At 73.8% G+C, this 20503-nt stretch carries 20 protein-coding genes and 1 riboswitch; of the genes, 17 read left to right on the plus strand and 3 right to left on the minus strand.

The features are described from left to right. The 11 genes from E0W78_RS06800 to E0W78_RS06850 all read left to right on the plus strand — a co-directional run bounded on the left by E0W78_RS06800 (position 1) and on the right by E0W78_RS06850 (position 10408). Positions 1 to 816, plus strand: coding sequence for a hypothetical protein (locus E0W78_RS06800; RefSeq protein ID WP_131403095.1), 816 nt, complete (start codon positions 1 to 3; stop codon positions 814 to 816). After that, on the plus strand, positions 813 to 2120 hold the full coding sequence (locus E0W78_RS06805; RefSeq protein ID WP_131403096.1) for an ATPase, T2SS/T4P/T4SS family: 1308 nt from the start codon (positions 813 to 815) through the stop codon (positions 2118 to 2120). Before E0W78_RS06800 ends, E0W78_RS06805 begins: the two co-directional genes overlap by 4 nt. After that, a complete protein-coding gene (locus E0W78_RS06810) occupies positions 2120 to 3001 on the plus strand; it encodes a type II secretion system F family protein (protein ID WP_131403097.1) in 882 nt (293 codons plus the stop codon). The genes E0W78_RS06805 and E0W78_RS06810 overlap by 1 nt, the downstream gene beginning before the upstream one ends. Continuing rightward, positions 2998 to 3894, plus strand: coding sequence for a type II secretion system F family protein (locus E0W78_RS06815; RefSeq protein WP_131403098.1), 897 nt, complete (start codon positions 2998 to 3000; stop codon positions 3892 to 3894). The genes E0W78_RS06810 and E0W78_RS06815 overlap by 4 nt, the downstream gene beginning before the upstream one ends. Positions 3895 to 3932: 38 nt before the next feature. Beyond that, a complete protein-coding gene (locus E0W78_RS06820) occupies positions 3933 to 4151 on the plus strand; it encodes a hypothetical protein (protein WP_131403099.1) in 219 nt (72 codons plus the stop codon). 16 nt (positions 4152 to 4167) lie between these two features. After that, entirely contained in the window at positions 4168 to 4593 is a 426-nt protein-coding gene (locus tag E0W78_RS06825) for a TadE/TadG family type IV pilus assembly protein (RefSeq protein WP_131403100.1), read from the plus strand. Next, positions 4590 to 5033 carry a TadE/TadG family type IV pilus assembly protein gene (locus tag E0W78_RS06830; protein ID WP_131403101.1) on the plus strand — a complete coding sequence of 148 codons (444 nt, stop codon included), beginning with the start codon at positions 4590 to 4592 and terminating at the stop codon, positions 5031 to 5033. The genes E0W78_RS06825 and E0W78_RS06830 overlap by 4 nt, the downstream gene beginning before the upstream one ends. Then, the gene (locus E0W78_RS06835; RefSeq protein ID WP_165570429.1) at positions 5030 to 5767 is read left to right on the plus strand and encodes a Tad domain-containing protein; all 738 of its coding nucleotides are present in this window, start codon (positions 5030 to 5032) and stop codon (positions 5765 to 5767) included. Before E0W78_RS06830 ends, E0W78_RS06835 begins: the two co-directional genes overlap by 4 nt. 93 nt (positions 5768 to 5860) lie before the next feature. Next, the gene (locus E0W78_RS06840; protein ID WP_131403103.1) at positions 5861 to 6436 is read left to right on the plus strand and encodes a hypothetical protein; all 576 of its coding nucleotides are present in this window, start codon (positions 5861 to 5863) and stop codon (positions 6434 to 6436) included. Then, positions 6433 to 7512, plus strand: coding sequence for a hypothetical protein (locus tag E0W78_RS06845; protein ID WP_131403104.1), 1080 nt, complete (start codon positions 6433 to 6435; stop codon positions 7510 to 7512). The genes E0W78_RS06840 and E0W78_RS06845 overlap by 4 nt, the downstream gene beginning before the upstream one ends. Before the next feature lie 109 nt (positions 7513 to 7621). Further along, a complete protein-coding gene (locus E0W78_RS06850; protein WP_131403105.1) occupies positions 7622 to 10408 on the plus strand; it encodes a LysM peptidoglycan-binding domain-containing protein in 2787 nt (928 codons plus the stop codon). A gap of 281 nt (positions 10409 to 10689) precedes the next feature. On the opposite strand, the gene E0W78_RS06855 is transcribed toward E0W78_RS06850, so the two are convergent. Further along, positions 10690 to 13653 carry a heterodisulfide reductase-related iron-sulfur binding cluster gene (locus tag E0W78_RS06855; protein WP_131403106.1) on the minus strand — a complete coding sequence of 988 codons (2964 nt, stop codon included), beginning with the start codon at positions 13651 to 13653 and terminating at the stop codon, positions 10690 to 10692. Between the two features lie 156 nt (positions 13654 to 13809). Then, a complete protein-coding gene (locus tag E0W78_RS06860) occupies positions 13810 to 14355 on the minus strand; it encodes an NUDIX hydrolase family protein (RefSeq protein ID WP_131403107.1) in 546 nt (181 codons plus the stop codon). Between the two features lie 102 nt (positions 14356 to 14457). Between E0W78_RS06860 and E0W78_RS06865 the strand changes: the two genes are divergently transcribed. Continuing rightward, positions 14458 to 15867 carry an FAD-binding oxidoreductase gene (locus E0W78_RS06865; protein WP_131403108.1) on the plus strand — a complete coding sequence of 470 codons (1410 nt, stop codon included), beginning with the start codon at positions 14458 to 14460 and terminating at the stop codon, positions 15865 to 15867. 2 nt (positions 15868 to 15869) lie between these two features. Here E0W78_RS06865 and E0W78_RS06870 read toward each other — a convergent pair whose 3' ends face one another. Continuing rightward, positions 15870 to 16595, minus strand: a complete 726-nt coding sequence (locus E0W78_RS06870) for a sulfite exporter TauE/SafE family protein (RefSeq protein WP_131403109.1) — start codon at positions 16593 to 16595, stop codon at positions 15870 to 15872. A gap of 56 nt (positions 16596 to 16651) precedes the next feature. Here E0W78_RS06870 and E0W78_RS06875 point away from each other — a divergent pair, with 56 nt between their 5' ends. The 5 genes from E0W78_RS06875 (at position 16652) to E0W78_RS06895 (ending at position 20503) form a co-directional block, all read left to right on the plus strand. Beyond that, the gene (locus E0W78_RS06875; protein ID WP_131403110.1) at positions 16652 to 17029 is read left to right on the plus strand and encodes an ankyrin repeat domain-containing protein; all 378 of its coding nucleotides are present in this window, start codon (positions 16652 to 16654) and stop codon (positions 17027 to 17029) included. 25 nt (positions 17030 to 17054) lie between these two features. Further along, positions 17055 to 17165: riboswitch (TPP riboswitch) on the plus strand. After that, entirely contained in the window at positions 17155 to 17775 is a 621-nt protein-coding gene (locus E0W78_RS16845) for an ECF transporter S component (protein ID WP_242686261.1), read from the plus strand. It overlaps the preceding riboswitch by 11 nt. 64 nt (positions 17776 to 17839) lie before the next feature. Beyond that, positions 17840 to 19165, plus strand: coding sequence for an ATP-binding cassette domain-containing protein (locus E0W78_RS06885; RefSeq protein ID WP_278249426.1), 1326 nt, complete (start codon positions 17840 to 17842; stop codon positions 19163 to 19165). Next, positions 19162 to 19857, plus strand: coding sequence for an energy-coupling factor transporter transmembrane component T (locus tag E0W78_RS06890; protein WP_165570430.1), 696 nt, complete (start codon positions 19162 to 19164; stop codon positions 19855 to 19857). Before E0W78_RS06885 ends, E0W78_RS06890 begins: the two co-directional genes overlap by 4 nt. Positions 19858 to 20044: 187 nt before the next feature. Continuing rightward, positions 20045 to 20503, plus strand: coding sequence for a MaoC family dehydratase (locus tag E0W78_RS06895; RefSeq protein WP_131403114.1), 459 nt, complete (start codon positions 20045 to 20047; stop codon positions 20501 to 20503).

Consider the following 20503-nt stretch of genomic DNA (forward strand, 5'->3'; position numbering starts at 1 on the left):
GTGGCGCTCATCGCGGTCGCCTCGGCGAAGGGCTCGCCCGGCGTCACCACCGCCTCGCTGCTGATCGGCGCGCTGTGGCCGCGCCGGGTCCTCGTGGCCGAGTGCGACCCGTCCGGCGGCGACGTCGCCCTCCGGATGCCCGGGACGGACGGACGTCCGCTCGACCCGCAGCACGGGATGCTCAGCCTCGTGGCCGCCGGCCGCAAGTCGCTGCACCCCGGCCTGCTCCCGGCCCACACCCAGCCGATCGTCGGCGGTCTGGACGTGCTCAGCGGCCCGATGGTGCCCGAGCAGGCCGGCGCCCTCGCCCAGCAGTGGGAGCGCCTGGCCGACCTGTTCGCCCGCCTCCCCGGCACGGACGTGGTCGCCGACCTCGGTCGCATCGGGGCGGTCACCCCGCAGAACGTCCTGCTCGCGTCCGCCTCGGCGATCGTGCTGGTCGTCGGCACCGTGCCCAGCGAGGTCGTGCACCTGCGCGAGCGCGTGCGGGCGGTCCACGAGGCGCACGGCGGCCCGATGGGTGCGCCCATCCACGTGGTGGTCGTCGCCCCGCCGAAGCGCTCGCGCACCGTGAAGGAGGTGCGCGAGGCGATCGAGCGCTCCGAGGTGCCCGTCGCCGGCGTGCACCACCTGGCCCACGACCCGTCCGGCGCCGCGTTCTTCCTCGGGCAGGTCAGCGGCAGCCCCGCGCGCACGGCCCTCGTCCGCTCGGCCCGCCCGGTCGTCGACGAGCTCGCCGCCGCCACCGCCGCCTTCCACGTCAGCGCCGAGGAGCCCGCCGGCGACGAGCCGGCCACGGGAGAGGTGCCCGCATGATCGACCACGACCTCGTCCGGCAGCTGCGCACGCAGGTCGCCGACCGGCTCAACGAGCAGCGCCGCCGCGACCAGCTGGCCGGCGTGACGCCGATGAGCGCCGACGACGAGCGCGAGTACGCGCGCTCCCTGATCGTCCAGGTGCTCGAGGACCACGCCCGCTACGAGATCGCCGAGGGACGCACGCCGATCGCGCCCGAGGACGAGGTCGAGGTCGCCACGGCCATCCACTCGGCCCTGTTCGGCGTCGGACGCCTGCAGCCGCTGCTGGAGGACCCCGAGGTCGAGAACGTCGACATCAACGGCTGCGACCACGTCTTCGTCCAGTACGGCGACGGGCGCGAGGAGCGGCACCCGCCGGTCGCCGAGAGCGACGAGGAGCTGGTCGAGCTCATCCAGGTGCTGGCCGCCCACACCGGCCTGTCGAGCCGGCCGTTCGACTCGGCCAACCCGCAGCTCGACCTGCGCCTGCCCGACGGCTCGCGCCTCTCCGCGGTCATGAACGTCTGCGCCCGGCCCTCGGTCTCGATCCGCAAGGCGCGCCTCGGGCGCGTGTTCCTGGACGAGCTCATCGCGAACGGCACCGTCTCGCCCGACGTGGGCTCGTTCCTCAAGGCCGCCGTGGCGGCGCGCAAGAACATCATGATCGCCGGCGCGACGAACGCCGGAAAGACCACGATGCTGCGCGCCCTGGCCAACGAGATCCCCGCCCAGGAGCGGATCATCACCGTCGAGCGCGCGCTCGAGCTGGGCCTGGGCGAGCACGCCGACCTGCACCCGAACGTCGTCTCGTTCGAGGAGCGGCTGCCCAACTCCGAGGGCCTCGGCGGCGTCTCGATGGCCGAGCTCGTCCGCCGCTCGCTGCGCATGAACCCCTCGCGGGTCATCGTCGGCGAGGTGCTCGGCGACGAGATCGTCACGATGCTCAACGCCATGAGCCAGGGCAACGACGGCTCGCTGTCGACCATCCACGCGAACTCCTCGCTCGAGGTGTTCAACCGCATCGGCACGTACGCGATCCAGAGCCGCGAGCGGCTGCCGCTCGAGGCCACCACGATGCTGATCTCCGGCGCCCTGGACTTCGTGGTCTTCCTACGCAAGCACAACGACCACGCCACCGGCGGGGGGCAGGCCCGCGTCGTGGAGAGCATCCGCGAGGTCGTCGGCCACGACCAGCAGGTGCTGTCCAGCGAGGTCTTCGCCCCGGACGCGGCCGGTCGCGCCCAGCCGCACGCCCCCATCGCCTGCATCGCCGATCTCCAGGAGCATGGCTACGAGCCGCTCGTGCACGGACGGTGGGCCTGATGTTCGAGGAGCTGCGCGTCCCGCTGTTCGTGACGGCCGGTGCCGTCACGGGGCTGGGCCTCGCGCTGCTCGTGCTCGCGGTCAGCGGGCTGCCCGTGCGGGAGCGGGCGTCCGCGACCCCCGGCCGCCGTCGCTCGGTCGCCGGCTCGCAGCGGCGCCTGAAGCAGCTCGCGGCCGGCGTCGGCGTCTTCGTCGTGGTGCTGGTCGTGACGCGCTGGCTCGTGCTGGCCGCCGCGCTCGGCGTCGTCGTCGCCTTCTGGGACCGTGCCTTCGGCGGCGCCCGCCAGGAGCGTGACGCGATCAACCGGGTCGAGGGCCTGGCCACCTGGATCGAGGCGCTGCGCGACACCATCGCCGGTGCCGTCGGCCTTGAGCAGGCCATCCCCGCCACCGCGGTCAACGCGGCTCCGTCGATCCGCCCGTCGCTGAACCTGCTCGTCGACCGGCTGCGCGTGCGCGAGCCGCTGCCGGACGCGCTCATGAAGTTCGCCCGCGACCTCGACGACCCGTCCGCCGACCTCGTCGTCGCCGCGCTCATCCTCAACTCGCGCCTGCGCGGCCCCGGCCTGCGCGACGTGCTCAGCGCGCTGGCCAACTCCGCGCGTGACGAGCTCGACGTCCGCCGCCGGGTCGAGAGCAGCCGGCGGTCCACCCGCCGCAGCGTCCAGGTGGTCGTCGGCGTCATCGTCACGGTCGCCGCCGGGCTCGTGCTGTTTAACCCGGCCTACGTCTCGCCCTACGGCACCTTCGAGGGCCAGCTGGTGCTCGCCGGCGTCCTCGCGCTGTTCGCCGGCAGCGTGTTCTGGATGCGCAAGCTGTCCGGCGTCGAGGAGCCCGAGCGCTTCCTCATCGGCTCGCTCGACACGAGGGGGACGGCATGACCTGGTCCCTGCTCGCCGGAGCCGCCGTCGGTCTCGGCATCGTCCTGCTCGTGCACGCGCTGTCCGCGCCGGTGCCCGGCGTCTCGGCCACGCTGAGCCGCCTGGACGCCGGACGCCGCGGCCGCGCGCTCACGACCACGGCCGCCGACGAGGACGGCCAGGGCCGCGTCGAGCGCCTGCGCGGCACGATCGGCGAGCGCCTCGAGCAGGAGGCCACGTCCCGCGGCTGGCAGCTGCGCTCCACCCGCGCCGACCTCGCCGTCATGAACCGCTCGATGGCCGTCCACCTGGGAACGAAGGCGCTGCTCGCGCTGGGCGCGCTCGTCTGGTTCCCGGTCGTGTGGCTGCTGTTCGGCTTCGGCGTCGGACCCGTGCCGCTCGTCGTGACGCTCGCCGCCACGGCGCTGGCCTTCATGCTCCCCGACCTGCAGCTGCGGCGGGAGGCCGAGGTGCGCCGCCGCGACTTCCGCCACGTCGTCGGCTCGTTCCTCGACCTCGTCGCGATGAACCTGGCCGGCGGTCGCGGCCTGCCCGAGGCGCTCATGGCGGCCTCGTCCATCGGCGACCACTGGGCCATGGTGCGGCTGCGCCAGGCCCTGTCCAACGCCCGCATCATGGGCTGGACGCCGTGGGAGGGCATCGCCCGCCTGGGCCGCGAGCTCGGCGTCGACGAGCTGCGCGACCTCGCCTCGGCGCTGGCCCTGGCCGGCGACGAGGGCGCCAAGATCCGCCTGTCGCTCATGGCGCGCAGCGAGAGCATGCGCCGCAAGGAGCTCGTCGACGTCGAGGGATCGGCCGGCGAGAGCTCGCAGTCGATGCTCATGGCCCAGCTGCTCATGTGCGTCACGTTCCTGGTCTTCCTCGCCTACCCGGCCATCAGCCAGCTGGGCTAGCGTCCATCACGTCGTCCTACACCCCCGGAGGAATCGTCATGAACAACCCCGTCGTCTTCTACGCGACCGCGATCATCACCCTGGTGCGCGGCCGCGCGGAGCAGGCCCGTCGCGAGGGCCGCAACGAGCTGGGCGCCTCGGCCATCGAGTGGGCGATCATCTCGGCCGTCGTCGTCGTGCTCGCCCTCGGCATCGCCGCGGTCATCCAGAACGTGGTCGAGTCCAACTCGGACAAGATCGAGCAGGGCGCGAACTAGCGCCCGCGGACGACCGATGACCCTGGGGACGAGCCGGAGACGGCGCGACGACCGAGGCACCAGCGCGCTGGAGTTCTCGATCATCGCGCCGATCTTCCTGCTGCTCGTCTTCACGATCATCGAGGGCGGGCTCTACCTGCACGCCCGCAACACGGCGCAGTCCGCGGCCCGCGAGGGCGTCTCGTACCTGCGCCTGGCCGGCTCGAACTCCGACCCGGTGTCGTTCACCGCGGCGGCCGAGCAGGTCACCGAGGGGTACGCGGCCAAGCTCGGCCGGCTCAAGAACGTCACCGCGGCCGGCACGATCGACACCTCCACCGGTCGCGTGACGATGCTGGTCGTCGGCGACGTGGTGCTGCCGGTGGGCGGCACGGTGCAGGTCGAGCAGACGTCCACGGCGACGCTCGAGCAGTTCCGCGGCGACCTGCGGGAGGGTCCGTGAGGCGCGACGAGCGGGCGACCGCGAGCCTCGAGCTCGTCATCGTGGCTCCGTTCCTGCTGCTCCTGCTCATGCTGATCATCGCGTTCGGCCGGTTCGCCCAGACCGAGAACCTGGTCGACCAGGCCTCGCGTGACGCGGCCCGGGCGGCCACCGCGCAGAACGTCCGCGCCCAGGTGAAGCCGGTCGCCGACGACGTCGTCGCGCAGGTGATGGACGACGCCCCTGCCTCGTGCCGCGACACCGCCCAGGCCGACCCGCCGGCGCTGACCGCGGGCGCCTTCCAGCTGCCCGACCCGAACGCGCCCGTGCAGGTCGAGTCGGTCACCGTCACGGTCCGCTGCACGCTCGACCTCAGCGACCTGGCCGGGCTGCCGCTGCGCTCGGTGCAGCTCACCCGCACCTTCACCAGCCCGCTGGACCGCTACCGGGGGTACCAGTGAGGCGCCGGGACGAGCGCGGGTCGATCACGCCGTTCGTCGTCATCGTCGCGCTCGCCATCATCCTGCTCGCCGGCCTGGTGATCGACGGTGGCCGTCAGCTCAACGCCAAGGGGCGCGCGGTCGCGTACGCCCAGGAGGCCGCTCGGGCCGGGGCCCAGGCGGTGAACGTGAGCGATCCGCGGCTGGACCTGAACCGGGCCCAGGCACTCGACACCGCCCAGGAGTACTGCCGCCAGGCCATGGCCGCCGACGGCCAGCTCGTGCGCTGCGAGCCCAGCCTGCGCACCGTCAACGACGGCCAGCTCGGCTCGTTCCTCGCGGTCCAGGTCGACGCGCAGGTCGAGATCGACGCGATCCTGCTCGACATGGTCCGCAGCCCGACGATGACCGCGTCGGGCGCCGCGATGGCCCGCCCGGTCAGCGGCATCAGCGAGGCCGACAGCGGCAAGGTGTCGACGCTCGCGCCGCCGTCGGTCGCTCCGCCCGAGGAGGGCACGGTGGGCACCGCGCCCCTGCCGACGAACGTCGAGGTCACGCCGTGCGAGCCGTCGCCGAGCCCGACGCCGACGCCCACCGAGACCCCGACCGACGACGGCGACGACGAGGACGACCCCAAGGACGACGACGACCCGAAGGACGAGGACGAGCCGACGAAGACGCCGTCGCCCTCCCCGACGCCGTCCCCCACGCCCACCGTCGACTACTGCAAGACGCCGGGACCGGGCGATGAGTGACGGAGCGCGGCCGTCCCGTGGACTGGGCGTTCACGCGCACCCGCCGGTAGGCTGGGCCGCGCTCGTGAGCCAGGAACGTCCGGGGGGACACGCATGAGACATCGCGCACCGCGGGTCGCTGCCGTCGTCGCGCTGGTCGTGCTGGCCGCCGGCTGCGGCGGTGACGACGAGCCGTCGGCCGACGCGGCCACCCCGTCGCCGAGCGCCACGACCCCGACGTCCGCGCCGGTCGCGCAGCCCGACACCCTCGGCGTCGACGTGCGCGTCACGAACCTCGACGCGCACGCCGCCGACCCCGCCGTCGCCCGTTGGCGGCTGCTCAACGCCGCCATCGTGCGCACCACGAACGACCGCACCGTCGCGCCGGCCCTGCGCCAGGTCGCGACCGACGCCGTCGTCCGCGACTTCGCCAAGCGCCTCGCCCCCGGATGGAAGGACGGATGGACCGTGCCGAGCAGCGTGATCCTCCGCATCGAGGACTCCCGGCCCGACCGCGTCGTCGGGTGCCTCTGGTCGCCCTCGCAGGCGTACCGCGGCAAGGACGGCAAGCCGGTCAGCACCCCCGACCAGTCCTGGCTGCGCATCGTCTCGACCTACTCCGGCAGCGGCGACGCCCTGCGCTTCGGCTCGTTCGAGGTCGATGGCACGTGCGCGGGGGAGGCACCGTGAGGCGCGCGATCGCCGCCGCGCTGGCCGGGGTCCTCGGCGCGTCCGTCCTGAGCCTGGTCGGCGCCGCGCCGGCCGCCGCCTGCACGCCCGCGCAGATGCCGTGCAACCCGGCCGGCTCGAGCGGCGGTGGCCCGTCCACGCCGGTCGACGGCAGCAGCGGCACCCGCTACGACAACTACACGTCCACCACGCAGAGCTGCTCGGTGTACGCCAGCGGCAACGGCATGGGCTCGTACTGCGTCTCGCTGGGCGGGGGCGACGCCCTGAAGACGCTGCGTGAGATGTACGGCGGCCAGGAGTTCCAGCAGTGCCGCTACAGCGACCTGCCACCGGGCATCCAGGCCCCGTTCAACACGCGGCCGTCCGAGGGTCGCTACATGCTCGTGCGCTGCCTGCGCGGCGTCGACTTCGACACCTACAGCGGCGGTCGCAACCGCAGCCTCTCGCTCGAGATCCGCTTCGTGGAGTTCGGCGAGGACGTCCGCGACCAGGGTGGCGCCCTCAACGACTTCCTCTGGGGCCGCATCAGCCAGGACACCTTCCTGCCGGTGCCGTTCCTGCAGCCGAAGCCGAACCCGACGCCGATCGTGGGCGTGCCGACCTACCTGACGTTCCAGTGGCGCAACCCGGTGAACGAGCAGGTCGTCGCCCAGGGCCCGTTCGCGAACCGCGGCGAGGTCGGCGGCCCCTACATCGAGATCGAGACGCCGACCGGCCTGACGATGGTCGCGCAGGCGACCGAGGTGCGGCTCGACCCGAACCAGGAGGGCATCGACGCCGTCACCTGCGCGCCGACCACGCCGTACGTCGTCGGTGCCGCCCCGAAGGATCAGCCCGCGGACGCCTGCAGCATCACGTTCCCGCGCTCGTCGGCGTCCGCCCGCAAGTTCGCCACCCGCGACATCCCGTCGAACCTGCCGGACTCGTTCTACGCGGACGTGCAGGTCGACTGGCGGGTCCAGTACGGCGAGGGCGACCAGCTGCAGGACCTGGGCGACTTCACGATGCGACTCAAGCAGCCCATCCCCGTGCAGGAGGTCCAGGCGCCGAACCAGCCTCCGGCCGTCATCTACTGACGTCCGGCGGGTGGGCGCCGCGCTCGCTCCACTAGGCGGGGGCGGGGCCCACCGACTACCTTGGGACGGTCCGCCAGGGCGGGCATGTCGTGACATTCCAGGGGGAACGATGACGTCGACGCTCCAGCGTCCCGGTGGCGACCGGCTGCCGACGATCACCAAGGTGCCGAGCCGTGGCGCGCAGGTCGCGAAGGGCCTTGCCGCCCTCGTGGGCACCGCGCTCATCGTCGTGGGCGTCCCGCTCGCGCTGCTGGCCGCCTTCGGCACCCCGTGGCCGGACGAGGCCCCGTCGCTGCAGTGGCTCACCGAGCCCACCACCACCGAGGCGCTCATGGGCGTCCTCGCCGCGGTCGTCTGGCTGGCCTGGGCCCATTTCGTGGTCTGTCTGGTCGTGGAGGCCGTGGCCGAGCGCAAGCGTCGCGGTCTCGCGCCGCAGGTCCCCGGTGGCGGCATCGGCACGCAGACCCTGGCCCGCCGGCTCGTCGCGACCATCGTCCTCATCGCCGGCACCTCCGCGGCCGGCATGTCGACCGCGACCGCCGCCACGTCCGGCGGCGCCGACCAGGACGTCCAGATCCGGCCCGCGACCACCCTCGTGCAGACCGCGACCCCCGACGCGGGCGACGAGTCGCGACCCGACGGCGACACGCTCGAGCGCGCCACGAAGGCGGACGTCCAGCAGGGCGTCACGACCTACTACGAGGTGAAGCCGCCGAACAACCGCAACTACGACACGCTCTGGGCCATGGCCGAGCGCTACCTCGGCGACGGGTTCCGCTACAAGGAGATCTGGGAGCTCAACAAGAACGTCGAGCAGGCCGACGGCCGCGTGCTCAAGAGCGCCGACCTCATCCACCCCGGCTGGGTCATGAAGATGCCCAACGACGCGAAGGGTCCCGGCCTCAAGGTCGTCGACCACGCGGCCGAGTCCGCGCCCGCTCCGGCTCCTGCTCCCGCACCGACCGACGTCCAGGCGGGTGCGGACGCCTCGGCCGACGTGGCCGCCGACGCCACCGGTGGAGCCTCGGGCGGTGCCGCCGCCGACCAGCAGGAGGGCCGCTGGGGCCCGGTGTACGGCGTCGCGGGCGGTCTCGCCCTGGCCGGTGCCGTCATCGGCCTGCGTCGCCGCCGCGCGTCCGCCCCGACCGGTGAGCGCTGGGCCCGCCGCCAGGCGGCGCCGAACCCCGACCCGCAGGGCCCGGCGCCCGTGCCGCCCGGTCCCGGTGGCCGGCTGCGCCAGGAGGGTGACGTCGAGACCGCGACCTGGCTCGACCGCGTCCTGCGCTCGTGGAACGACGGCCACGGCGCCCTCGTGCCGGCTCGCGTCTCGGTGAGCGAGTCCGGTGCCGCGGTCGCCTTCGACCAGCCGCCCGCGCGTCCGGTCCCGGCCGGCTGGGCCGCCCGCGGCGAGACCGTCTGGGCCGTGGAGCGCGACGGCGCGCCCGCCGGCACCGGTCCGGCCCCCGTGCCGGGCCTCGTGGTGGTCGGTCGTCGCGAGGACGGCAGCCTGCTGCTCGTCGACCCCGAGGGCGTCGCCGGCGTGCTCGCCCTCGACGGCACCGACACCGTCGCCCGCGGCGTCGCGGTCAGCATGGCCGTCGACACCGCCACCCACCCGTGGGCCGACGACCGCGCCGTCACCCTCGTCGGGTTCGCCGACGACCTGTCGGCCGTCTCGCCGGCGCTGACCCACAGCGACGACCTGGGCCGCGTGCTCGAGTCGCTGCGCAACGTCGCCCGCTACCAGCGCGACGCGTGCCGCGCGGCCGACGTGGCGACCGCCCGCGAGGCTCGCGTGGCCGGGGGCTCGGCCCGCTGGACGTACCACCTGGTGGTCTGCTCGGGCGTCCCGAACGCCGACGAGCTGGCCACGCTGACCGCGCTGGCCGCCGACCCGCAGGTGGCGCTCGGCGTCGTCGTGCTCGGCAACGTCCCGGACGCCGCCATGCGGCTCAGCGCCCGCCACGACGGCCGCATCGTCTCGCCGGTCCACGGCGTCGACGTCGCCGCCCAGGTGCTCGAGCCGGCCGTCGCCCGCGACCTGGCCGCGCTGTACCGCCCGGTGGCGAGCGGCGCCTCGGTCAACCTGGACGACCTGGTCGACGTGATCGTCGACGAGCAGGCGACCAGCGCCGCCGAGGACGCGACGGTGCGACTCGACCTGCTCGGCCCGCTCCAGGTGACGGCGCCGGGCCCGGTCGACGAGGACCGTCGTCCGCTGCTCACCGAGCTGCTCACGCTGCTGGCGCTCAGCCCGCGCGGGGTCCACGTCAACCTCGTCTCGGCCGCGCTGTGGCCGCGCGGCGTCGACGACGCGGTGCGCGACGACACGCTCGCCCGTCTCGGCACCTGGCTCGGCTCCACCGCCGACGGCACGCCCGTGCTGCGCCAGGACGCCGGCATCTGCTCGCTGACCCCCGGCGCCGTCCGACTCGACTGGGACGCCTTCCGCGACGCGCTCAACCGGGCGGCCAACGACGGCGCCCAGCGCGAGGCGCACCTGCGCTCGGCGCTCTCGCTCGTCCGTGGCCTGCCGTTCGGGGACGTGCCGGCGTCGCGCTACACCTGGCTGGACTCCATGACCATCGAGGACGACGTCGCCATCGCCGTGACGCTCAGCGTCCACGCGTACGCCGAGGCCGCGGCCGCTCGGGGCGACGAGTCGACCGCGGTCGACGCGCTGCGCCACGGGCTCGAGCTCATGCCCGGCAGCGAGGAGCTGTGGCGGGCGCGGCTGCGCCTGGCCCACCACTTCGGCGACCGCGACGTGCTCGAGGCGGTGGCTCGCGAGATGTACGCCGCGCTGGACGAGCACGGCTCGGCGGCCGGCGCCTCCGGTCAGACCGACGGCCTGGTGGACGAGCTGCTGCCCGGGTTCCGCTCCCGCGTCGCCTGACCGAGCGTCCGTCGAGCGCCCCGCGTCCCACCGGGACGCGGGGCGCTCGCACGTCCGGCCCCCTGCTCTGTCTCGACCGAGCGGGGCGGTGAGTGGTCCACCAGCCCGACGGCGCACGTGGTGGATGGCGCACCGCCCGGGCAGCCACCTCGGGGCGGTGAGTGGTCCACCACGACGCTGGTCGGGTGGTGGATGAGCCACCGCCTCGTTGCGCGCGACGGGGGGCCGGGGACGACGAAGGGGCGGGACCGTGATGGTCCCGCCCCTTCGTGGGTCGTGCGTCAGGCCTTGGCGTCCGGCTTCTCGTCGCCCTCGTCGTCGGCCGCCGCGTCGGTGGCCGTCTCGGAGAGGTCGGCACCGCTCGGGTTCGCCTCGCTCAGCGGGGCGACGTCCTCGGCGACGTCGGGGTGCGCCTCGGCCTCGACCGGGGTGACCTCCTCGGCGTCGAACGACAGCTCGCCCTGCACCGGCTCCTCGGCCTTCGCCTCCGGCTCCGGCGTCGCTTCCACAGGCTCAGCGGCCGGTGTCGGCTCGGCCTCGGCGACCGGCTCGGCCTCAGCGACGGGCTCGTCGGTCTTCGCCTCGGTCTCGGTGAGAGGCTCGGCGGCCTCGTCGGCCGACTCGTCCACGGACGTCTCGGGCTCGGCGGCCTCCGGCGTCGCGTCCGGCTCGGTGCGCGCGGTCTCGGCCTCGTCGGCCTGCTCCACCTGCGCCTCCTTCGTCGGCTCGTCCGCGGCCTTCGCCTCGGCGTCCGCCGGCTCCCGGCCGCTCGCGCTGCCGGACTCGTCGACGTCGACGTTGTGCTCGGCCGCGACCTGCTGGGCCTCGGCGCCGGCGCCGCTCTCGTCGGTGGCCGGCTCGTCGAGCTCCTCGGCCACCTCCTCGGCGTCGTCGGCCTCGGTCACGCCACTTGTGGGCTCGCCACCCTCGGCCTGCTCCTTGGCCGCCTCGGCACCGACGCCGACGTCCTCGGGCTTCTCGACCGACTCCGCAGAGTCGTGGGCCTCCGGGCCGTCGGGCGCGGTCGACTCCGTGGCCGCGGCCGCGGTGGCCGCCTCGGCCTCGGCGACGACGGCCTCGTCGTCCTCGGCGCTCGGCTCGACCGGGGCGCGCTTGACCGACGCGAGCAGCATCTGCGCGACGTCGAGCACCTCGACCTCCTCGCGGGCCTCGCCGGCCGCCTGCTTCGCGGTCAGGCCGTCACTGAGCATGACGCGGCAGAACGGGCAGCCCACCGCGATCTGGTCGGCGCCGGTGGCGACGGCCTCCTCGGTGCGGTTGACGTTGATGCGCGAGCCCAGCGTCTCCTCCATCCACATGCGCGCGCCGCCGGCGCCGCAGCAGAAGGACTTCTCGGAGTTGCGCGGCATCTCGGCGTACGTGGCGCCGGGGATGATCTGCAGCAGCTCGCGCGGCGCCTCGTAGACCTGGTTGTGACGGCCCAGGAAGCACGGGTCGTGGTAGGTGATCTTCTTGCCCGCGGCCTCGCCGGAGGTGGGCGCCACCGGGGTCAGCTTCTTCTCGCGCACCAGGCGGTTGAGCAGCTGCGTGTGGTGGACGACCTCGAGCTCGACGCCGAACTCCTGGTACTCGTTCTTCAGCGTGTTGAAGCAGTGGGCGCAGGTGGAGACGACCTTCTTGACCTTCGTCTCCTTGAACACCTCGGCGTTCTGCATGGCCAGCTGCATGAACAGCACCTCGTTGCCCGCACGACGGGCCGAGTCGCCCGAGCAGGTCTCACCGTCGCCCAGGACGGCGAACGTCACGCCGGCCATGTCGAGCAGCTCGGCGACGGCCTGCGTCGTCTTCTTGGCGCGGTCCTCGTAGGCGCCGGCGCAGCCGACCCAGAACAGCCACTCGACCTCGTCGAGGTCCTCGACGTCCACGCCGACCTGCTTGACCTCGAAGTCGAGGTCCTTCGCCCACGCCATGCGGTCGCGCGGGTTCATGTTCCAGGGGTTCCCCTTGCGCTCGAGGCCCTTGAAGATGTTGTTGAGCTCGGCGGGGAAGTTGGACTCGACGAGCACCTGGTAGCGGCGCATGTCGTCGATGTGGTCGACGTGCTCGATGTCGACGGGGCACTGCTGGACGCAGGCGCCGCAGTTGGTGCACGACCACAGCACGTCCGGGTCGATGACGCCGAAGAGCGACTCGTCGCCGATCAGCGGACGCTCGAGTTCGGCCTTCTCGGCCTCGGTGAGGGTGTCGGCGTCCTTCTCCAGCAGCGGGATCTTGGTGTAGGCATGCTCGCGCAGGCCCATCATGAGCAGCTTGGGGCTCAGCGGCTTCTCGGTGTTCCAGGCCGGGCACTGGCTCTGGCAGCGACCGCACTCGGTGCAGGTCGTGAAGTCCAGGATGCCCTTCCAGCTGAAGTCCTCGACCTTGCCGACGCCGAGCTTGCCGAAGTCGTCCTCGTCGAGCTCCTCCATCGCCTCCATGTCGACGCGCTTGCCGTTCACGGTCATCGGCTTGAGGGCGCCGAGCGCGGTGGAGCCGTCGGACTCACGCTTGAACCAGATGTTGAACCAGGCCGTGAAGCGGTGCCAGGCCACGCCCATCGTGATGTTCTTGGAGATCGTGCCGAGCCAGACCATCGCCATGAGGATCTTGGCCGTGGCCAGCGCGTAGATGATGTTCTCGGCCGTGTGGTCGGAGATGTCGCCGTACAGCGAGCCGATGAACCAGGTCATCGGGAAGTGCGCCTTGGTGCCGTCGTGCAGCTGGTACTCGGCGCCGCGGATGAACAGGCCGGCCAGGCCCTCGCCCAGGATGATCGCCTCGACGAAGTACGCCTGCCAGAACGTCGAGCCGAAGAAGCGGCTCTTGCGCTCCAGGCGGCGCGGGTGGTTCTTCTGCCGCACGAAGATCAGGTACAGGATGCCGATGACGGTCAGCCACGACAGCAGCTCGGTGGCCCACTCGAACGGGTACCACTCGCCGACGATCCACAGCGTGAAGTGCGGGTCGAAGATCTGGAAGTACGCCGTCGCGACCGCGGAGCTCAGGAAGATGAAGCCGGCGAAGACCAGCCAGTGCATGATGCCGATCCACGTCCACTGGAGCATCCGGGTGTGACCCAGGGTCTCCTTGAACATGTTGGCCCAGCGGGCGGCCTTGTTGTCCGTCCGGTTCAGCGCGGGGCCACCGGCCCCGATCACCTGCCAGAAGCCGCGCAGCGCCTGCGCGAACAGCCCGAGCGCGATGGCGGTCGCGACGAGCGAGAGAGCGATGGCGGCGATGCGCATGGAGGTCCCCTTCCGGTGGGCCCGACGATCGATGAGCCGAGAGTAGTGCGCCGTGACGGGGCTCACCGGGTTAGGCAAGCCACAGTCGGGCACCGAGTTATTACTCAGCGGTAACCATACGTCGCGGGTCAGCGCGACGCCAGAAGGGGGCCGGGGTCAGGCCGGGAGGGTGCCCAGGTGGGTGAGCACCTGGCGCAGCAGGTGGCCGCGGCCACCTTCCATGTCGTCGAGCACCTCGGGCATCGCCGCCTCCTCGGGCGTGAGCCAGGTGAGCTCGAGCGCGTCCTGGCGCGGGGCGCACTCGCCGGTGACCGGGACGACGTAGACGAGCGCGACCGCGTGCTGACGCTGGTCGTGCAGCGGGGCGATGCCCGGCAGCGGGAAGTACTCGGCGACGGTGACCGGGGTCGTGCTCAGCGGCAGCCGGGGGAACGCGGTCGGGCCGAGGTCCTTCTCCAGGTTGCGCAGCAGCGCGCCGCGCAGCGACTCGCCGTGCATGACGCGACCCGAGACGAGCGTCCGCGTCATCGAGCCGGTGGACGACGCGCGCAGCAGCACGCCCACGTGCTCGACGCGGCCGAAGGAGTCCACGCGCACGGGCACGGCCTCGACGTAGAGGATCGGGACCCGGCCCCGGGTCTCCTCCAGGGCGAAGTCGGAGAGCCAGCCGGGGTTCGGGTCGGGCGTGCGCACGGACGACATGGCCACATTCTGTCCGAGCGGGGCAACCGCGGCCCGCCGGGCTCCGGCGCGGCGCGTCGCCGGTGCCGCCGCGAGGCCCCCGCGACCGGGCACGATGGGCGCGTGAGCAGGACGTACGAGCGCGACACGAGCGCCGGACCGGTCAACGGCGGGGTCTCCTTCTGGTGGGAGCAGGCGGGCGTCCCGGCGCAGCGTCCCGGGCTCGACGGCGACCTCGCCTGCGACGTCGCCGTCGTCGGCGGCGGGCTCACCGGTCTGTGGGCCGCCTACGAGCTCAGCCGGCTCGACCCCTCGCTGGACGTCGTCGTGCTGGAGGCCGAGTTCTGCGGCTACGGGGCGTCCGGGCGCAACGGGGGCTGGCTGTCGGCCGAGCTCGCCGGCAGCCGCGAGACGTACGCCAGGGCCGGAGGTCGCGAGGGCGTGCTGGCGCTCGTCCACGCCATGGAGCGGGCGGTCGACGACGTCCTGGCCGTGTGCGCCGAGGAGGGCGTCGAGGCCGACCAGGTCAAGGACGGCGTCCTGTACGTCGCCCGCACCGCGGCCCAGGAGGAGCGCCTCCGCGCGTCGCTGGACGCCGACCGCGCGTGGGGCCTCGGCGAGGACCACCGCCGCCTGCTCGACGCCGACGAGCTCGCCGCGCGCGTGCGCGTGGCCGGCGCCCGCGCCGCCGCGTTCAGCCCGCACTGCGCCCGGGTCCAGCCGGCGCGGCTCGTCGCCGGGCTGGCCGCCGCCGTCGAGCGCCGCGGGGTGCGCATCCTCGAAGGCACCCGCGTCACGGACGTGCGTCCTGGCGAGGCGGTGACCGAGCGCGGCACCGTCCGGGCCCAGCACGTGCTGCGCTGCCTGGAGGGCTTCACCGCCGGGCTGCCCGGCCTGCGCCGCACCTGGCTGCCGATGAACTCGGCGATGGTCGCCACCGAGCCGCTTCCCGACGCCGTGTGGGACGAGATCGGCTGGCGCGGCGCCGAGCTGCTCGGCGACGAGGCACACGCCTACTGCTACGCCCAACGCACCGCCGACGGGCGCATCGCGCTCGGCGGTCGGGGCGTCCCGTACCGCTTCGGCTCGCGCACGGACGTCGACGGGCAGACCCAGGCCTGGACCGTCGAGTCGCTGCGCCGCATCCTGCACGACCTGTTCCCGGCCACGCGCGACGTGCCACTCGCGCACGCCTGGTGCGGGGTGCTCGGCGTGCCGCGCGACTGGAGCGCGTCCGTCGGGCTCGACCCGGTGACCGGCGTCGGCTGGGCCGGCGGCTACGTCGGCAGCGGACTCACCACCACGCACCTGGCCGGGCGCACGCTCGCCGACCTGGTGCTCGGCCGCGACACCGACCTGACCCGGCTGCCGTGGACGAACCACCGGGTGCGGCGCTGGGAGCCCGAGCCGCTGCGCTGGCTGGGCGTCAAGGCGATGTACGGGCTGTACCGCGAGGCCGACCGGCGTGAGGCGAAGGGACTCGGCCGCACGAGCGCGCTGGCCCGGCTCGGCGACCGCATCACCGGGCGCTGACCTCAGACCAGCGAGCGGACGACCAGCACGACGGCCGAGACCGCGCTGACCGCCAGCACCAGGGTGCGGAACCGCGCGGCCGGCACCCGGTCGCGCGCCCACTCGCCGACGGCGACCCCGAGCAGCAGCACCGGCACCATGAGCGCCCCGAGCGCGAGCTGCTCGACCGGCAGCTGCCCGGCGACCGCGAGGGTGACCAGGCTCAGCCCGCTGCCGACCACGAAGTAGACCGCGAGCGTCGAGCGCACCTGGCGGGCCGGGCGATGCTGGTAGAGCAGCGCCATGGGCGGCCCGCCGATCGCGGACGTCGTCGCGGCGATGCCGCTGGTGAACCCGGCCACGCCCAGCGTCGTCCGAGTGACCGGGACCCGGATCGCCCACGCGGTCAGCACGACGGCGAGCAGCACGGCCAGGCCGACGGCGACGCCAAGGTCGCGCGGGCTGACCGTGGCCACGACCCACGCCCCGACGACGGTGCCGACGACGCGTCCGGGCATGGCCCAGCCGAACCCGGCCCAGTCGACGTCGCGCCGCTCGCGGGCGAGCGTGAAGACCGGCAGCACCATGCCCAGCACGAGCAGCGAGCCCGGCATGAGCTCGGGCGCGAGGAGCGTCACGACGGGTGCGGCCACGAGTCCCAGGCCGAGCCCGACGACGGACTGCACCACGGCGCCCAGGACGACCGAGACGGCGATCGCGGCGAGGATCCACACGGCGACGTCGGGCACCGCGCCAGCGTCCCACGCGAGCGGCGGACATCCGGCGCCGACCGTAGGCTCGGGGCATGACCGAGCCCGCTGATCCCCGCGCCGTCGAGCTGGCCTACCAGCTCATCGACCACGCCCGTGCCGGCGAGACCGACGCGGTCGCCGCGTTCCTGGACGCGGGTGCCCCGGTCGACCTCACCGACCCGCAGGGCAACACGCTGCTCATGCTCGCCGCGTACCACGGCCACGCCGAGACCGTCCGGCTGCTGGCCGAGCGCGGCTCCGACGTGAACCGGCTCAACGACCGCGGCCAGAGCCCCATCGCCGGGGCCGTGTTCAAGGGCGAGGACGAGGTCGTCGCGGTGCTCCGCGAGGCCGGCGCCGACCTCGACGCGGGCACCCCGTCGGCCCGTGCCACCGCCGAGATGTTCGGCAAGGGCGACCTGCTGGCCTGACCCGTCGCCGACGGGCTAGGGTCGAGCCACACGACAGGGGAGCGCCTACGCAGAGGGCGCTGAGAGTGCGGAGAAGCCGCAGACCCTTGAACCTGCTCCGGTTAGTACCGGCGAAGGGAGTCATGATGACGAGCTCTGCAGACACGTCCATCACGGGGTTCTTCGTGCGCTACCGCACGATCGACCTGGTCACCATCACCACCCTCGGCGTCGCCTTCGGCCTCGTCTACTGGGCCTGGGGCAAGGCCTACGCGCCGCTCAGCGAGCCGCTGGTCCTTGCTTACCCCCCGCTCGCCGGCCTGTTCGGCGGGGTCTGGCTGATCGCCGGCGTCGTCGGTGGACTCATCGTCCGCAAGCCTGGCGCCGCGCTGGTCACCGAGCTGGTCGCGGCGGCGGTCTCGCTGCTCGTGGTCGGCGGGACGGAGTGGGGCGTCAGCACGCTGGCGTCCGGCTTCTTCCAGGGCCTCGGCGCCGAGCTGGTGCTCGCCCTGCTGCTCTACCGACGCTTCGGCGTGGTCGTCGCGGCCCTCGCCGGCGCGGTGGCCGGCGCCTTCGAGTCGCTCTACGAGTGGCAGTCGTACTACGACTACTGGGACCTGCCCTACAAGCTCGTCCACCTCGGCCTCTTCGCGCTCTCGGGCGCGGTCGTCGCCGGCGTCGGCGGCTGGCTGCTGGTGCAGGGCCTGGCTCGCGCCGGGGTGCTGGACGCGTTCGGTCCCGGCCGCGAGCAAGCGCGGGAGGTCTGACCTGCGCGGGCGCGTCCGGACCCGTGGCCTGACCTGGCGCCCGCTGGGGCGGCGACGCCCGACGATCGCCGGGCTCGACCTCGACGTCGAGCCCGGCGAGCGCGTCCTGCTGGTCGGGGCGAGCGGGGCGGGCAAGTCGACGGTGCTGCACGCGCTCGTCGGCGCGCTCGGCTCGACCTACGCCGGCGACCTGTCCGGCGAGGTCGAGGTCGACGGCCGCGTGGGTCTGCTGGTGCAGAACCCCGAGGACGCGCTCGTCGCCGCCCACGTCGGGCGGGACGTGGCGTTCGGCCCGGAGAACCTCGGCCTCGGCCGCGACGAGACCTGGGCGCGGGTCGACGCGGCGCTGACCGCCGTCGGGCTGGACGTCGACCGTGAGCACCTGACCGTCGCCCTGTCCGGCGGGGAGAAGCAGCGCCTGGCGCTCGCCGGCCAGGTCGCGCTGCGCCCGGACGTCCTGCTGCTCGACGAGCCGACCTCGATGCTGGACGACGCGAGCGCCGCCCGCGTGCGCGACGCCGTGCTGGCCGTCGCGCGGGACCGCACCCTGCTCGTCGTCGAGCACCGGCTCGAGCCGTGGCTGCCGCACGTGGACCGGGTCGTCGTGCTCGGGCCCGGCGCGGTCGTCGTCCAGGACACCGACGTCGCCGGCTTCCTGGCCGGTCCGCCGCCGGACGGGGTCTGGTTCCCCGGCCTGCCGGACCCCGAGCCGGTGCCCGTCCCGGCCCCGCTCGTGGAGCCCGCGTCGTCCGCCGTGCACGCTCTCGCCGGGGTGGACGTCGTGCTGCGGGCGCGGACGCTGCGTGGGTCCCAGCTGACCCAGGCCCTGTCGGGGGTGGACCTCGCCGTCCGCCCGGGCGAGGTGGCGGCGCTCGTCGGTCCCAGCGGCTCGGGCAAGTCGACCGCGCTCGGCGTGCTCGGCGGCCTGGTGCGTCCGACGTCCGGCACCGTGACGCCGGACCTGCGGCGTGCCCGCACCCGCGAGCTGGCCGCGCTCGTCGGCTGGGTGCCGCAGAACCCCGAGCACGGGTTCGTCACGACGCGGGTCGCCGACGAGGTCGGGCGGACGTCCGAGCGGGTGGGCCGGACGGTCGACGTCGACGCGGTGCTCGAGCTGCTCGGCCTGGCGCACCTGCGCGAGGCGAACCCGTACCGCCTGTCCGGCGGCGAGCAGCGCCGGCTCGCACTCGCCGCGGCGCTGGCGCACCGGCCCGGCACGGTGCTGCTCGACGAGCCGACCGTCGGGCAGGACCGCGGCACGTGGTCGGCCGTCGCCGGCTGGGTCCGCGCCGCCGCCGACGCGGGCGCGACCGTGGCGCTGTCCACCCACGACGACCTGGCGCCGCGCGACGTCGAGGTGCGGCTCGACGACGGACGGGTGGTCGCGTGACCGGCGCCGTCCTGCGGGTGAACCCGCTCGTGCTGCTCGCGGTGGGCCTCGGCTCGCTGCTGGGCTCGTTCGCCGTCCGCGACCTGACGACGGGCCTCGTCACGCTGGCCGCGTACGCCCTGGCCGTGGTGCTGACCGTGCCGAGCTGGCGCTACCCGCTGCTGTGCCTGCTCTTCTGCTCGATCGCGGCGGCGTCCGTGGTCTGGTCGACGTGGCGGCTCGGCGGCCACGACGAGGCGAAGGCGTTCACCGCCGGCCTGCGCATCCTCGTGCTCGCGTGGCCCGGCTCGGTCGCGGCCGGCTACGTCGACCCGGCCCGGCTCGGCGACCACCTGGCCCAGAGCCTGCACCTGCCCGGGCGGTTCGTCGCCGCGTTCTCGGCGGCGCTGCAGCGGTTCTGGTCGCTCGTGCGCGAGTGGCAGGAGCTCGAGCGCGTCCGCCGGGCCCGCGGGGTCGGGCCGAGCCGCAGCCCGCTGGCCACCCTGCGGTACGCGGCCGGCGCGGCGTTCGCGCTGCTCGTCCAGGCGATGCGGGGCGCCTCGCGCGCGTCCGTGGCGATGGACGCGCGCGGGTTCGCCGACGCCCACCACCGCACCTGGGCCGAGCCGGCCACCTGGACCCGCGCCGACGTCGCCGGCCTCGCCGTCGCCACCGGTCTCGCCCTCGTCCCCCTCGTCCTGCACCTCACCTAGCCACCGCTCCGCCGCGAAGTGTGTCGAGTCGGACGGGGTCGGGCGCGTCCCGACGTCCGTTCCGTCACGAATCGCGCCGGAGGCGGGCTCGGGTGAGGGACGACGCGGAGCACGCCTGGCGGGTGGCCCGTCCGGCGGAGTAGGGTCGCTGCTAAGCAAGCGCTTACCTCCGTCGGGAAGGACCCCCATGACGCGCACGTTCGCGAACCTCGACGAGTTCCGTGCCCAGGTGGGCAACGAGCTCGGCACCAGCGACTGGATCACCGTCACCCAGGAGCAGATCGACACCTTCGCCGACGCCACCGGCGACCACCAGTGGATCCACGTCGATCCCGAGAAGGCGGCGAAGGGCCCGTTCGGCACGACGATCGCCCACGGCTACCTGACGCTGTCGCTGCTGCCGGTCATGGTCGGTGCCATCTACGAGGTGCAGAACCTCGCGATGGGCGTGAACTACGGCGCCAACAAGATCCGCTTCCCCGAGCCCGTGCCGGTCGACTCGCGCATCCGCGCGACCGCCACCCTCACCGACGTCACCGACATCGCCATCGGCAGCCAGATCACGATGAAGGTCGTGGTCGAGCGCGAGGGCGCGGCCAAGCCGGCGTGCGTCGCCGAGGTCGTCTACGTCTACGCAGGAGCCTGA

This window comes from Aeromicrobium sp. IC_218 (assembly GCF_004336805.1).
Taxonomy (GTDB): domain Bacteria; phylum Actinomycetota; class Actinomycetes; order Propionibacteriales; family Nocardioidaceae; genus Aeromicrobium.

Coding starts and splice junctions, on each gene's coding strand:
- E0W78_RS06805 (WP_131403096.1), top strand. CDS start 813: ATGATCGACCACGACCTCGTCCGGCAGCTGCGCACGCAGGTCGCCGAC.
- E0W78_RS06810 (WP_131403097.1), top strand. CDS start 2,120: ATGTTCGAGGAGCTGCGCGTCCCGCTGTTCGTGACGGCCGGTGCCGTC.
- E0W78_RS06815 (WP_131403098.1), top strand. CDS start 2,998: ATGACCTGGTCCCTGCTCGCCGGAGCCGCCGTCGGTCTCGGCATCGTC.
- E0W78_RS06820 (WP_131403099.1), top strand. CDS start 3,933: ATGAACAACCCCGTCGTCTTCTACGCGACCGCGATCATCACCCTGGTG.
- E0W78_RS06825 (WP_131403100.1), top strand. CDS start 4,168: ATGACCCTGGGGACGAGCCGGAGACGGCGCGACGACCGAGGCACCAGC.
- E0W78_RS06840 (WP_131403103.1), top strand. CDS start 5,861: ATGAGACATCGCGCACCGCGGGTCGCTGCCGTCGTCGCGCTGGTCGTG.
- E0W78_RS06850 (WP_131403105.1), top strand. CDS start 7,622: ATGACGTCGACGCTCCAGCGTCCCGGTGGCGACCGGCTGCCGACGATC.
- E0W78_RS06855 (WP_131403106.1), bottom strand. CDS start 13,653: ATGCGCATCGCCGCCATCGCTCTCTCGCTCGTCGCGACCGCCATCGCG.
- E0W78_RS06860 (WP_131403107.1), bottom strand. CDS start 14,355: ATGTCGTCCGTGCGCACGCCCGACCCGAACCCCGGCTGGCTCTCCGAC.
- E0W78_RS06875 (WP_131403110.1), top strand. CDS start 16,652: ATGACCGAGCCCGCTGATCCCCGCGCCGTCGAGCTGGCCTACCAGCTC.
- E0W78_RS16845 (WP_242686261.1), top strand. CDS start 17,155: ATGACGAGCTCTGCAGACACGTCCATCACGGGGTTCTTCGTGCGCTAC.
- E0W78_RS06895 (WP_131403114.1), top strand. CDS start 20,045: ATGACGCGCACGTTCGCGAACCTCGACGAGTTCCGTGCCCAGGTGGGC.